Source organism: Frankia sp. CeD (assembly GCF_000732115.1).
GTDB classification, from domain to species: domain Bacteria; phylum Actinomycetota; class Actinomycetes; order Frankiales; family Frankiaceae; genus Frankia; species Frankia casuarinae.
In genome coordinates, this window is the sequence record NZ_JPGU01000036.1 from 12,158 (window position 1) to 24,844 (window position 12,687).

Here is a 12,687-nt window from a genome sequence, read left to right on the forward strand (position 1 = left end):
CTTCGGCGCACGGGCCCCGGGCGACGGGTGGGCGTCGCGGGCCGGGCGGTGTCAGACGGCGAACGCCGCGATCCTCCCATATTCTCGAGACGCCGGCCCATGATCGCACTACGGGAACGGACCGGCCGCCGGACGGGGAAGCCGGACGGGCGGCCGTCGCAGGTTCGGCGGACCGGGCAGGCTCGGCGGAATCGCTTTCAGAAAAGCGTCGGAATGGACGGTTCGAGGCCCTGCAGCTCGTCATAGTCGACGACGGCGCAGCCCAGCCCCCGGTCCGCCGCCAGCAGCCGCGCCTGCGGGGTGATGGACTGCGCCGCGAGGATGCCGCGCACGGGATGCGGCAACGCCGGGTCGGCCTCCAGGCGGACAAGGTAACGGGTCAGCTGCTCCACCCCGTCGATCTCACCCCTGCGTTTGATCTCGACGGCGACCGTCGAGCCGTCCGCGTCGCGGCACAGCAGGTCGACCGGCCCGATGCCGGTCTCGTACTCGCGGCGCACCAGGGTGAGTCCGGGCGCGATCGCGTCGGGCCGGTCGGCGAGCAGCACCTGCAGATGCGCCTCCACCCCGTCCTTGCGCAGACCCGGGTCGACGCCGAGGTCGTGCGTGGAATCGTGCAGCACCTGTTCGAGGGTGATGACGAGCTGCTCGGCCGCGCGGTTGGTGACCCGCCAGACCCCGTCCGCCTCGGCGATGACGCACGGGGGACTCATCCAGTTGAGCGGCTTGTACGCTCGCCCGTCGGCGTGGATGGAGACGGATCCGTCCGCCTTGACGAGTACCAACCGGACGGCGCTCGGCAGATGTGCGGTGAGCCGACCGACGTAGTCCACGCTGCAGCGAGCGATGACGAGCCGCATGACGTCACGCTATCGCGGCCGTTTCCGGCGCCCGGCGGCGGTGGGACCGCCGCGCACCGGGCGATCGCCTGACGATCACCCGACATCGCCGCCGCGAGCCGCCACGAGGTCGTCCAGAATCCGGCATCGATCCACGTACCGGGCCGACAACCGGGCGGCGTCCTCGGGCGGCAACCGCCTCAGCCTGGCCGGATCGGCGTTGTCCTGTATGTCGGCCCGTTTCACGACGACGGCAAGCGGATCGGCGGCCACCCGGGCGAGATAGTCGGGCACCGGCTCGCCCTCCCGATGGGACAGCGCGTCGACCGCCGCGACGACCGGGGCCGGATAGCCCGCGGCCACGAGATCCGCGAGGGTGGTCTCGCTGTCCTCGACGACGTCGTGCAACACCGCCGCGAGCTGGGCGGCGTGGGCGTCCACCCCGGCGGTGGGAGCCGTGCGCGCGACTGCCGCCATCACGCGCAGCGGATGGCCGATGTACTCCTCACCGACCTTGTCCAGCTGACCGGCGTGCGCCCGGGTGGCCAGGGCGACGGCGTCGTGCAGGGTGGGCGTCGCGGCGCGGTGCGGACCGTCCGCCTCGCCATGACCGGGCCGCGCGTCGTCAATCCTGGTTGAGGGCACAGACCGACCGTACGACGTCGAGGGTGCCCCGGGCTGTCAAGGGTACCCCGGGCCCATGGCGGTGCAGGTCACCCGGTGCAGGGCGGCGGGGNGACCTTCCACAGGGNGATCAGAGCGCTCGGAAGCACATCACAGGCCCGCGGGCCGTTGCGGACGATCGTCCAGGGCCCGGCTCCGATCCGCCGCCACACGTGCGGGTCGACCGGCGGCGTGGCCGGCCCTTGGACCTCGATGCGACCGATCGCCCAGTACTCGTCGTGCGCCGCGTCAACGCCCTCGACGGCGCCGAAGTACATCCCGTTCACGATCGTCACCTGCCGGGCGGAGATGGTGGAAGCACCCCCGGCCGCCTTGATCGAGTCGGCGACCGTCCACGACAGCGCGAGCCGCAGGGCATCCGGATCAGGCTCGTCGAGGACCCGCATCTGATGGGCCGTGCCCGGTCGGCGGGCGCCCTCCCACGGGGCGGTCCGCAGCGCGGGGGNCAGCTCCGGGGCGGGCGAGGNGGCGGTCCGAGGCGCATGCACGGTGCCGGACTGCCGGTCCGCGGTCACGTAGCCGATGGCCACGCCGAGCAGGACCGCGACCACGAACGCCACCGGGACCAGGACCGACCGGTACTCGCGCNCCCCGGCCAGCCCGGCGGATCGCGCGCTCCGATCGCCGACGGCATTCACCCGCGCGGGCACCTCCACGTCCTGCACGCCTCCGTCCGGCATCACACCCTGCCAAGAGCCGGGCCCGTCACCCGAAAGCAGTACCCGATCAGCAGGTACCCGGCAAGCATGCCGCATCGCGTGTCCGCCCGGCACACGGGCGCGCCTGACATGACGGTGCGCAGCCACCCTGGTTCGTTCCGCTCCGGGCTCCGTCCCGATCGGGACGGAGCCCCTCCTGGCGGGCCTAGGTGGTGGTCGAACGGATGAGCCGCCCGGGCAACCCGCTCAGGCGTGGCCGACGTGCACCAGGTCGGCGGCCTCCTCGAACCGCAGCAACCCACCCAGCCGGTCCGCGACGAGCAGGCGTTCAAGCGGGCTCGGCACATCGACCAGCACCATCGAGCGGCCAGCGGCACGGGCTCGGCGAGCGCCGCCAAGCAGCACCCCCAGCGCGGCATGATCGCCGAGCTCCAGGCCCGCGACGTCAACGCGCAGCGGCCCGCTCCCATTGTCGATCGCCGCGTGCAGCAGGCTGCGTAGTGTCCCCACCGTCCGCACATCCACCCGGCCAACCACGCGGGCCGTCTGCGCGCAGCCGGCCCGCGTGTCCCCGGAGCACTCCAGACTCAACACGTTCACGCCGATGTTCATGTGATCTCCCGTCCCGGCCGTCCGGCGCCCCCGCTGTCGTGACGCCGTTGCTACCAGCTATCCGCGCCGATCGCGGGTAGCACTCAGGTGCGGCTCGCCCCGGGCGGACCGCGACGTACCCCCTCGTCTCCATCGAACTGTCGTCGTTCGGCCACAGAGAGGTCGGGCCGGTTACCTCAATGGTGGCAGCGGTTGACGGGCGATGTTTCCTCTGTCGGATTCCGTGGAGGTGTCGAGGCCCGGATCCAGGTCCGTCGCGAGGATGTCTGGGACGATGCAAGGTGGCGTCGAAGAGCGGCACGATCGGAGGTGCGGGATGCCCGCAACGGCCGGGGCACTTCTCCTCGAGCCGCTGATCGCGCTGTTGGCCGTCGGCCTGCTGATGGCGATCGGGCGCTGGGCCCATGCTCCGGCACGGCCGCGGCCGGCCGGTTCCGTCCCCGGCCACGACTTCGGTCTGCTCGTCCCGGTGGCCACCGTGGACNCCCCCGCCGAGATCACTCGGCTCCGCGCGGCGCTGTGGGCGCGGGGTATCCGCTCGACCTGGGCCACGGCACCGGCCGGTCCGATTCGCATCGACGCCGCCGGGAACATCATCGCCCGGCCGCGGGACCGCCGCCACGTGCTCGTGTTCGGCACGGACGCGAACCGAGCCGCCCGTGCCCTCGTGAACCTGCTCGGCTCGCGCCAGTCGCCCACCTGACCCCGCCGGCCGGGCCGGCGGGGTCACGATGCCAGCGGGATCAGGCCGATGCCGGTGAAATCAGGCTACGGCGCGGTCGGAGACCCGGCGGATGTCGGCGCCGAGGTCCGTCATGTTCTCGACAAACCGGGCGTATCCCCGGTCGATGTGGTGGACGTCGCTTACCTCGGTGACGCCGTCCGCAACCAGGCCGGCGAGCACGAGACCCGCGCCGGCCCGCACGTCGGAGGCCGTCACCCGGGTGCCGGACAGCCGCGCGGTGGGCCGGACGATGACGTGGTGGCCGTCCGTACGCAGGTCGGCGCCGAGTTTGTGCAGCTCGCGGCAGAAGGCGAACCGGCTGTCGAAGATGTTCTCGGTGATCAGGGAGGTACCCCGGCTAACCGACTCCAACGCGATGATCTGCGGCAGCAGATCAGTCGGAAAGCCGGGGTACGGCAGCGTCACCACGTCGATCGACCGGGGTTGTCCCCGTCCGACGACCCGGAATCCGTCGTCCCGGACGTCGACCTCGGCACCGGCCTGCACCAGCTTCTCTAGGACGATGCTGAGGTGGGCGGCCTGACCGTGCCGGATCAGCACGTCGCCACCGGTCATCAGGGCGCCGATGGCGTACGTGCCGGCGACGATGCGGTCCGCCACCNTCCGGTGTTCCACCGAGGTGAGCTGGTCGACCCCGTCGATGATCAGTGTCGACGATCCCGCGCCGTCGATACGCCCGCCCATCGCCGTCAGCATCGCGCACAGGTCGGCAATCTCGGGTTCCTGGGCGGCATTGTCGATCACCGTCGTCCCCTTGGCGAGAACCCCGGCCATCAACAGGTTCTCGGTGGCGCCCACGCTGGGGAAGTCGAGCCAGATCGAGGCTCCCTGCAGCCTGCCGGAGCAGCGCGCGACGAGGACTCCGGACTCGACGTCAACCAGCGCACCGAGTTTGGTCAGGCCGTTGACATGAATGTCGAGCGCGCGCGATCCGATCGCGTCCCCACCGGGCAGGGCGACCCGCGCCTCCCCACGGCGGGCGACCAGCGGACCGAGCACCGCCACCGACGCCCTGATCTGCCGCACCAGCTCACCATCGGCCGCGACGCCCGGAGCCTGGGGCNCCTCNNTNNTNNNCNGCCCGCCGGCGGCGTCCCGCTCGACGGTCGCACCGAGCCCCGCCAGCACCTTGGACATCACCGACACGTCCAGGATGTCAGGAACGGCGGACAGCATCGTCCGGCCCGCGGCCAGCAGGCTCGCGGCCATCAGCTNCAATACCGAGTTCTTCGCGCCCGGGACGGCGACCTCGCCGGCCAGCCGGGTACCGCCTGTCACAACGAAGCGCTCCACGAACCTCGATGCTAGGTCCTGGCCTGAAGATCTTCACCGCCACCCGCCGGACCGACCGGCGCAACCCTGCGCGGTCGCCTCATTCCGCTGCGTCGGACGGAAGGACGGACACCCCGTCGTGGGTGCGGATAAACGGCTCGAGCCGTCCGGCCACCGCGTCCGCCACCCGGATTGCGAAAGCCGGCACAAACCGCGTACGGACCTCGTCGATTCCTGGAGATCATGGGGTTACTCGCGGCAGTGATCGCCTTCATCACCACCGCCGCGAACGTCGCTGCGGGGCAGCCGGCCCGACCGGCCGCCGGCCTTCTCACGCTCGCTGGCGGCGTGACGTTGCTCGTCTTCTGGGGCTTTCACGTCCTGCTCGTGGGGACCGAACCGGCCCGGCGTCGGGTCGTCGCGGCGGTCGTCGGGACGATACTCGTGGTGGCGGGGNTTCTCATGACGGAGTTCTCATGACCACGGTGGGGGCCAACGGGTGCGTGTGCTGCGGTCCATCAGCCGGTCGGACAAGCTCCACAATGAGGATGCCGCCGGTTCCCGCGCCGATGGCCTGTGGGTGATCGACGGAGCGACGCCGCTGCACGACGATCCGACGATCAGCGGCCGGTCCTCGGCGGCCTGGCTGAGCGGCGCGGCCGACGCCTTCCTCGCCACGGTCCCCTGGCGGGATAGATCCCTGCCCGAGGTGGTGCGGGAGCTGATCGCACATGTCCGCGCCGAGGGACGGCGCCTGGGGCTCGCCGCGGGTCGGTTCCCGACCGCCACGATCGCCCTCGCCCGGCAACGGGGCCCGCTACTCGATCTGTACCTCCTCGGGGACAGCCCGGTGCTGCTCCGTCATCCCGGCGGGGAGGTGGTCAGTTTCACCGATCCCCAGTTCGATGGGGTCGAAGAGGCGCTGCTCGAACCGGTCCGCGCCGAGCTGGCACGCGGCATCGATGTCGCGCAGGCCTACGGACGGGCACACACGATGACCCGCGAACGCCGCCGGCAGCGCAACACCGCGGCCGGGTCCTGGATCCTCGGTGACGTCACCGCTGCCGCCGACCACGCGTTCGTCACCACCATGCCGGTGGAACCCGGCACGGAGCTGGTGGCGCTGTCCGACGGCTACGCCCGGGCCGTCCGTCCCTTCAGCCTGGTCGCCGACGACGCGGCCCTTGTCGACGTGCTCGCCCGCGGCGAACAGGCCATACTGCTGGAACGGCTGCGGGCGGCGGAACGGGCCGACCCGGACTGCTCGCGGTTCCCCCGGTTCGGGATGAGCGACGACGCGACCGCGCTCTACGCCCGGATCTGACAACCCGGCCGCGCGGTCAACGACTGCCTAGAGTGGTCCCCATGGCAGTGCACCTGACTCGGATCTACACCCGCACCGGGGATGACGGTACGACGGCGCTNGGCGACATGTCGCGGGTGGCNAAGACCGATCCGCGGCTGGCCGCCTATGCCGACGTGGATGAGGCGAACGCCGCGATCGGCGTGGCCCTCGCCCTCGGCGGGCTTCCCGACGAGCTGCGGGCGGTGCTCGGCCAGGTCCAGAACGACCTCTTCGACGTCGGCGCGGATCTGTGCACCCCGGTCGACCCGGCGCCGGCCTACCCACCCCTGCGGATCACCGAGGCCTACGTGGAACGGCTCNAGGAGGCGTGTGACCGTTTCAACGCCGGCCTGCCGAAGCTGGCCTCCTTCATTCTTCCGGGAGGGACTGCCGGGGCGGCGCTGCTGCATGTCGCCCGCACGGTCGCCCGCCGGGCGGAACGGTCCGTCTGGGCCCTCCTCGAGGCCGAGCCGGACCGCACCGGCCCGCTGCCGGCCCGCTATCTCAACCGACTGTCGGACCTGCTGTTCATCCTCGCCCGGGTGGCGAACCCCGAGGGGGNCGTGCTCTGGCGCCCGGGGGCGCACGCCTGAGACCCGCTCGATACCCGAGGGTCGCCAAGCCAGTCAACCGAATTGATGACTGACGATCACGAGTACCACGGTGCGCGTGAGGTACAGGACGCGGCAACGGGTCGCGGCCATGGCCGCGACCACCGGCCAGCAGATGCAGACGATCATCGGCCAGGCCGGCGAGGCCTACGAGCGCGAGCTGTTCTGGCGCGGCTTCGAGGAGGGGTACGACCGCCTCGCGACCGACTCGCTCGCCTGGGACGAGCTCGGTGCCGAGCGCTCCGCCGAGGCGGGGGGCGCTGCGGGCTGCCCTCCCACGTCGAGCTCGCGCCCGGCGGCACCGGTCTGCGCGAGACAAGCTACGCGAAGGTCGAGGACGTGAAATCGGTGTCCCAGCAGCGCTTTGGTCGCCGGCTCGGCGTCGTGGGTCCCGATCATCTGCTGCGGATGACCGAGGCCCTGCAGTTTCTGATGGGCCTGTAGGGCCCTGTCGCGACCTGTGACGTGACGCGAAAGACGCGTCCCCCGATGCGGAGAACGCGCCCTTGGCCGCGGGAAACTCAGGTCAGCTTCGCGGTCTCGGCGAGGATGCTGACACCCTGGTGTGTCACCGAGATGAAGCCGCCGTCCACCGAGGCCGAGATCTCCCGGCCACCGGTCTTGACCCGGACCGTTCCGCCCGGCGCCAGCAGACCCAGCAGCGGCACATGGCCGGGCAGCACGCCGAGATCACCGTCGGTGGTCCGGGCGACGACCATGTCGGCGTCGCCGGACCACACCTCCTGCTCGGGCGAGACAATCGCCACCCGGATCGGCATTACAGGTTCTCCGCGTTCTTCTCCGCGTCCTCGATGCCACCGCACATGAAGAACGCCTGCTCCGGCAGGTGGTCGAAGTCGCCCTGGGTGAGCCGCTTGAACGAGTCGATCGTCTCGTCGAGCGGGACGAACTTGCCGGGGATGCCGGTGAACTGCTCGGCCACGAAGAACGGCTGCGACAGGAACCGCTGGATCCGCCGCGCCCGGTTGACGAGAATCTTGTCCTCTTCGGAGAGCTCATCGATACCGAGGATGGCGATGATGTCCTGCAGGTCCTTGTAGCGCTGCAGGATCCGCTGCACCTCACGGGCCGTGTCGTAGTGCTCCTGCCCGAGATAGCGCGCGTCCAGGATCCGGGAGTTGGAGTCGAGCGGGCTCACCGCCGGGTAGATACCCAGGTCGGAGATGGCCCGGTCGAGCACGGTGGTGGCGTCGAGGTGGGTGAACGTCGTCGCCGGCGCCGGGTCGGTCAGGTCGTCCGCGGGCACGTAGATGGCCTGCAGCGAGGTGATCGAGTGGCCCCGGGTCGAGGTGATGCGCTCCTGGAGCACACCCATCTCGTCGGCCAGCGTCGGCTGGTAGCCGACGGCGCTGGGCATCCGGCCGAGCAGCGTGGAGACCTCGGATCCGGCCTGGGTGAACCGGAAGATGTTGTCGATGAACAGCAGCACGTCCTGCTTCTGGACGTCCCGGAAGTACTCGGCCATCGTGAGCGCGCCGAGCGCGACCCGCAGCCGGGTACCCGGCGGCTCGTCCATCTGGCCGAACACCAGCGCGGTGTCCTCGATGACGCCGGCCTCGGTCATCTCCAGGAACAGGTCGTTGCCCTCACGGGTACGCTCGCCGACCCCGGCGAACACCGAGACGCCACCGAACTCCTTGGCGACCCGGCGGATCATCTCCTGGATGATGACGGTCTTGCCGACGCCGGCACCGCCGAACAGGCCGATCTTCCCGCCGCGCACGTACGGCGCGAGCAGGTCGATGACCTTGATGCCGGTGGTGAACATCTCGGTCTTCGACTCGAGCTGGTCGAACGCCGGCGCCGACCGGTGGATCGGCCAGTACGTCTCGGCCTCGATCTGCTTCACGTCGAGCGGCGTGCCAAGCACGTTGAACACGTGGCCCTTGGTGGCGTCGCCGACCGGGACCGAGATCGGCGCGCCGGTGTCGTGGACGGGCGCGCCCCGGACGAGACCGTCGGTCTGCTGCATGGAGATGGCCCGCACGGTGTTGTCACCGATGTGCTGGGCGACCTCGAGCGTCAGCGTCAGCGTCTCGTCGCCGATGGTCCGGTCGACCTGCAGTGCCTGGTAGATCTCGGGGAGTTCGTCGGGAGCGAACTCCACGTCGACAACCGGTCCGATGACTCGGGCGACCCGGCCGATCCCCGGGGTCCGGCCCGGTGCCGTGGCCGGCGAGCTGGTGGTGACGGTCATGGCGTCCTCAGTTTCCGATCAATGCCCGCCGCCGCAGCCTCGGGCTCGCGTTCGCTGGCACCTGGGACGGAACGGCCCGCGTCGCGCGCGCTCCGCCTTCGGCGTCGTCCTTCACGTTCTGTTGTCGTCGCTGTCCTCATCGGTTCCGGTCACACGAGTCCGGCCACACGAGTGTGAACCGCCGCCCACCCATATCAGGTTCCCGAAGCCAGAGCGTTGGCGCCACCGACGATCTCGGAGATCTCCTGAGTAATGGCGTCCTGTCGGGCCCGGTTGGCCTGCCGGGTGTATCTCTTGATGAGGTCCTCGGCGTTGTCCGTAGCCGACTTCATGGCCCGCTGTCGCGCCGCCGACTCCGACGCCGCCGACTCGAGCAGCGCCGCATAGAGCCGGCTTTCCACGTAGCGCGGCAGCAACGCGTCGAGCACCCCCTCGGCGGAGGGCTCGAACTCATACTGGGGCAGCGGACCGCCACGCGGCGGTTCGTCGGTCTCGGTGAGCACCATCGGCAGCAACCGGCGGGCGACCGGCGTCTGGGTGATGGCGCTGACGTACTCCGTGTGGACCACGTGGATCTCGNCCNCCCCGCCGTTCTCGCTCGTGGCGATGAAGGCCGCGATGAGCGCGTCCGCGACCGACTTGGCGTCCGCGTACGACGGCTGTTCGGAGAAACCGGTGTACTCGCCGCTCATCGCACGTCCCCGGAAGCGGTAGTAGCCCGTTCCCTTGCGGCCCACGACGTGCAGGTCGGTCTCCTTGCCCTCCGAATGCAGCAGCTCGATGAGCTCCCCGGTGCGCCGCAGCGCGTTCGAGCTGTACCCGCCGGCCAACCCCCGGTCGCTGGTGATCACCACGACCGCGGCCCGGGCCGCCCCGGGCCGCTCGGTGGTGAGCGGATGGTCGATCGTGGTCTGCGCCGCGACCGCCTCGATCACCCGGGTGATCTCCTCGGCATAGGGGCGGGCCGCGGCGACCCGCGCCCGCGCCTTGGCGATGCGGGAAGCCGCGATCAGCTCCATCGCTCGGGTGATCTTCTTCGTCGACTGCACCGACCGGATGCGCCGCCGGTACTCACGAAGCTGGCCCGCCATGGATCAGCCCTCGTCGTCTTTGCGCGCCGCGGGCCGGTGCACCGGGATCGACTCCTGCCGCACCAGCCCCGGGTCGAGCGGGCTCGGCGCCGGCTCGTTGACCAACGGCTTGCCGTCGGACAGCGTGAACTGCTTCTTGAACTCCGCGACGGCCGACTCCAGCATGGCGATCGTGTCGTCGCTGAGCTTGCCGGTGGTCACGATCGCGTCGTACACCCCCGGGTAAGACCGGCCGACGAAGTCCAGGAACTCCGACTCGAAGCGACGGATGTCCGCCACGGGCACATCGTCGAGCTTGCCGGTGGTTCCGGCCCAGATCGACACGACCTGGCGCTCGACCGGGAAGGGCTGGCCCTGCGGCTGCTTGAGCAGCTCGACCAGGCGGGCGCCGCGCGCGAGCTGGTCCCGCGAGGCCTTGTCCAGGTCGGAACCGAAGGCCGAGAACGCCTCGAGCTCGCGGTACTGGGCGAGGTCCAGCCGCAGGCGGCCGGCGACCGACTTCATCGCCTTAACCTGCGCGCTACCGCCGACCCGGGACACCGAGGTGCCGACGTTGATGGCCGGGCGGACACCCTGGTTGAACAGGTCGGACTCCAGGAAGACCTGCCCGTCGGTGATCGAGATGACGTTCGTCGGGATGTAGGCCGAGATGTCGTTGGCCTTCGTCTCGATGATCGGCAGTCCGGTCAGCGAGCCGCCGCCGAGCTCGTCGGAGAGCTTGGCGCAGCGCTCCAGCAGGCGGGAGTGCAGGTAGAAGACGTCACCCGGGTAGGCCTCGCGGCCCGGCGGACGGCGCAGCAGCAGCGAGATCGCGCGGTAGGCCTCGGCCTGCTTGGTCAGGTCGTCAAAGACGATCAGCGCGTGCTGGCCGTTGTACATCCAGTGCTGGGCGATCGCCGAGCCGGTGTAGGGCGCGATGTACTTGAAGCCCGCCGGCTCGTCAGCCGGCGCCGCCACGATCGTGGTGTAGGCCAGCGCGCCGGCCTCCTCCAGAGAGTTCACCACCTCGCGGATTGTCGACTTCTTCTGGCCGATCGCCACGTAGACGCACTTGACCTGCTTCGACGGATCACCAGAGGTCCAGTTGTCCCGCTGGTTGATGATCGCGTCGATGGCCACCGTCGTCTTGCCGGTCTGCCGGTCGCCGATGATCAGCTGGCGCTGACCACGGCCGATGGCCGTCATCGCGTCGATCGCCTTGATACCGGTCTGCAGGGGTTCCTTCACCGGCTGGCGCTGGACGACCGTCGGCGCCTGCAGCTCCAGCTCCCGGGATCCCTCGGCCACGATCTCCCCGAGGCCGTCGATCGGCCGCCCGAGCGGGTCGACGACCCGGCCGAGGAAGCCGTCACCGACGGGAGCGGAGAGGATCTGGCCGGTGCGGCGGACCTCCTGCCCCTCCTCGATGTTCTCGGATTCACCCAGGATGACGGTTCCGATCTCGCCGACCTCGAGGTTCAGCGCGAGACCCAGCACACCGCCGTGGAACTCCAGCAGCTCGTTGGTCATCGTGTGCGGGAGACCCTCGACCCGGGCGATGCCGTCACCGGTGACGACGACCCGGCCGACCTCCTCACGGCCGGCTGAGGTGGCCTGGAAAGAGTCGACGTACTCCCGCAGGGCGTCGCGGATCTCCTCCGGCCGGATGGAGAGCTCAGTCATCGCTTACGTCCTTCGTCCTTCATTGCGGGCAGGGCAGGTCGCCCCGGGTCGGGATGCGGGTCCGCGGTGGTCGCGGCGACGGGGACCGTCACGATCATCGTGGTCACGGTCGCCGCCTATCGGAGCAGGGCCCGGCGGGCGGCGACGAACCGGCGCAGCACGCTGCCGTCCACCACCTCGCCGCCGACCTGGACCACGACACCACCCAGGATGTCGGGGTCGAGATCGACCTGCAGCTGGATCTGGCGGCCAAAGTACCGGCTGATCGCCGCACCCAGACGGGCGACGACTTCGCTACTCAGCGGAACCGCCGTACGGACGATCGCCACCACCCGACCCCGGCGGGCCGCGGCGATCCGGCTGAACTCGGCCAGCCGGCGCTCGACGTCGCCGTGGATCCGGTCGGCCGCCGCCTGCTGGACCAGGCGCACGGTGACCGGGTGCGCCCGGCCGGCGAGCAGCCGGGTGAGCAGCCTGTCCTTGACTGCCGCCGGCGCGGCCGGGTCGGTCAGCGCGAGCGCGAGCGGAGCGTTCTGGTCGAGGATCCGGCCGAACCGGAACAGCTCGTCCTCGACCTCCTCCAGCGCCCCGTCCCGCTCCGCCTCGACGAGCAGCGCCTCGACGCTCAGTTCGAGCAGCGCGTACTGCAGATCGAACGGCCGCGACCAGCGCGCCCCGACCGCCGTGTGCACGATCCGCAGGCTCGCCGGGGCGAGCTGAGTTCCGAACAGCCGGGTGACCAGCTCCGTGCGCGCGGCCACGGGTGCCCCCGGGTCGGTGAGGGCGCGGCGCACGGCCGGCTCCCGGGCGAGGAGCTCGGCGACGGCCCGGAGGTCCTCGGCGATCCGCCCGGCGTCCACCGGGCGGGGCGCGCCCGGTGCCGTCGCGGTTGCCTCGTCGAGCGTCGCCCGCGCGGCCGCCAAGCCGTGCCTGCTGGCTCCCTCCACCG

Annotated in this window: 14 protein-coding genes and 1 pseudogene; 5 read left to right on the forward strand and 10 right to left on the reverse strand. The window is 70.8% G+C overall.

Features of this window, described 5'->3' with window-relative positions; translation table 11 throughout:
• Positions 1-197 precede the first annotated feature (197 nt).
• The 4 genes from nucS to CED_RS16455 form a co-directional block, all read right to left on the reverse strand.
• On the reverse strand, positions 198-860 hold the full coding sequence (gene nucS, locus CED_RS16440) for an endonuclease NucS (protein ID WP_035912054.1): 663 nt from the start codon (positions 858-860) through the stop codon (positions 198-200).
• Between the two features lie 75 nt (positions 861-935).
• On the reverse strand, positions 936-1,484 hold the full coding sequence (locus CED_RS16445; protein ID WP_011438072.1) for an HD domain-containing protein: 549 nt from the start codon (positions 1,482-1,484) through the stop codon (positions 936-938).
• A gap of 68 nt (positions 1,485-1,552) precedes the next feature.
• Positions 1,553-2,179 (reverse strand): hypothetical protein, encoded by a 627-nt coding sequence (locus CED_RS16450; protein WP_235187114.1) that lies wholly within the window; start codon positions 2,177-2,179, stop codon positions 1,553-1,555.
• 249 nt (positions 2,180-2,428) lie between these two features.
• Complete coding sequence (locus tag CED_RS16455; RefSeq protein WP_011438074.1) at positions 2,429-2,794, reverse strand: STAS domain-containing protein; 366 nt, start codon at positions 2,792-2,794, stop codon at positions 2,429-2,431.
• Between the two features lie 316 nt (positions 2,795-3,110).
• Here CED_RS16455 and CED_RS16460 point away from each other — a divergent pair, with 316 nt between their 5' ends.
• Complete coding sequence (locus CED_RS16460) at positions 3,111-3,497, forward strand: hypothetical protein (protein ID WP_035732847.1); 387 nt, start codon at positions 3,111-3,113, stop codon at positions 3,495-3,497.
• A 60-nt stretch (positions 3,498-3,557) separates the two neighbouring features.
• On the opposite strand, the pseudogene murA reads toward CED_RS16460, so the two are convergent.
• A pseudogene (murA, locus tag CED_RS16465) lies at positions 3,558-4,832 on the reverse strand (UDP-N-acetylglucosamine 1-carboxyvinyltransferase).
• A gap of 478 nt (positions 4,833-5,310) precedes the next feature.
• On the opposite strand from murA, the gene CED_RS16475 reads away from it, so the two are divergent.
• The 4 genes from CED_RS16475 to CED_RS16490 all read left to right on the forward strand — a co-directional run bounded on the left by CED_RS16475 (position 5,311) and on the right by CED_RS16490 (position 7,211).
• Positions 5,311-6,135, forward strand: coding sequence for a protein phosphatase 2C domain-containing protein (locus CED_RS16475; protein ID WP_011438079.1), 825 nt, complete (start codon positions 5,311-5,313; stop codon positions 6,133-6,135).
• 41 nt (positions 6,136-6,176) lie between these two features.
• Positions 6,177-6,749 carry a cob(I)yrinic acid a,c-diamide adenosyltransferase gene (locus CED_RS16480; RefSeq protein WP_035912064.1) on the forward strand — a complete coding sequence of 191 codons (573 nt, stop codon included), beginning with the start codon at positions 6,177-6,179 and terminating at the stop codon, positions 6,747-6,749.
• A 76-nt stretch (positions 6,750-6,825) separates the two neighbouring features.
• Entirely contained in the window at positions 6,826-7,110 is a 285-nt protein-coding gene (locus CED_RS16485) for a hypothetical protein (protein WP_235187116.1), read from the forward strand.
• A complete protein-coding gene (locus CED_RS16490) occupies positions 7,074-7,211 on the forward strand; it encodes a hypothetical protein (protein WP_232235120.1) in 138 nt (45 codons plus the stop codon). The genes CED_RS16485 and CED_RS16490 overlap by 37 nt, the downstream gene beginning before the upstream one ends.
• Before the next feature lie 77 nt (positions 7,212-7,288).
• Here CED_RS16490 and CED_RS16495 read toward each other — a convergent pair whose 3' ends face one another.
• The 5 genes from CED_RS16495 to CED_RS16515 all read right to left on the reverse strand — a co-directional run bounded on the left by CED_RS16495 (position 7,289) and on the right by CED_RS16515 (position 12,685).
• Positions 7,289-7,546 carry a F0F1 ATP synthase subunit epsilon gene (locus tag CED_RS16495; RefSeq protein WP_011438082.1) on the reverse strand — a complete coding sequence of 86 codons (258 nt, stop codon included), beginning with the start codon at positions 7,544-7,546 and terminating at the stop codon, positions 7,289-7,291.
• The gene (gene atpD / locus CED_RS16500; RefSeq protein ID WP_011438083.1) at positions 7,546-8,985 is read right to left on the reverse strand and encodes a F0F1 ATP synthase subunit beta; all 1,440 of its coding nucleotides are present in this window, start codon (positions 8,983-8,985) and stop codon (positions 7,546-7,548) included. Before atpD ends, CED_RS16495 begins: the two co-directional genes overlap by 1 nt.
• A gap of 194 nt (positions 8,986-9,179) precedes the next feature.
• Positions 9,180-10,076 carry a F0F1 ATP synthase subunit gamma gene (locus tag CED_RS16505; protein ID WP_035912068.1) on the reverse strand — a complete coding sequence of 299 codons (897 nt, stop codon included), beginning with the start codon at positions 10,074-10,076 and terminating at the stop codon, positions 9,180-9,182.
• A 3-nt stretch (positions 10,077-10,079) separates the two neighbouring features.
• Complete coding sequence (atpA, locus tag CED_RS16510) at positions 10,080-11,738, reverse strand: F0F1 ATP synthase subunit alpha (RefSeq protein ID WP_011438085.1); 1,659 nt, start codon at positions 11,736-11,738, stop codon at positions 10,080-10,082.
• 116 nt (positions 11,739-11,854) lie between these two features.
• Positions 11,855-12,685, reverse strand: a complete 831-nt coding sequence (locus CED_RS16515) for a F0F1 ATP synthase subunit delta (protein ID WP_011438086.1) — start codon at positions 12,683-12,685, stop codon at positions 11,855-11,857.
• Positions 12,686-12,687 lie beyond the last annotated feature (2 nt).

Bases quoted from the DNA above. Each gene is read 5' to 3' on its own strand.
- nucS (WP_035912054.1), bottom strand. From the start codon at position 860: ATGCGGCTCGTCATCGCTCGCTGCAGCGTGGACTACGTCGGTCGGCTC.
- CED_RS16455 (WP_011438074.1), bottom strand. From the start codon at position 2,794: ATGAACATCGGCGTGAACGTGTTGAGTCTGGAGTGCTCCGGGGACACG.
- CED_RS16495 (WP_011438082.1), bottom strand. From the start codon at position 7,546: ATGCCGATCCGGGTGGCGATTGTCTCGCCCGAGCAGGAGGTGTGGTCC.
- atpD (WP_011438083.1), bottom strand. From the start codon at position 8,985: ATGACCGTCACCACCAGCTCGCCGGCCACGGCACCGGGCCGGACCCCG.
- atpA (WP_011438085.1), bottom strand. From the start codon at position 11,738: ATGACTGAGCTCTCCATCCGGCCGGAGGAGATCCGCGACGCCCTGCGG.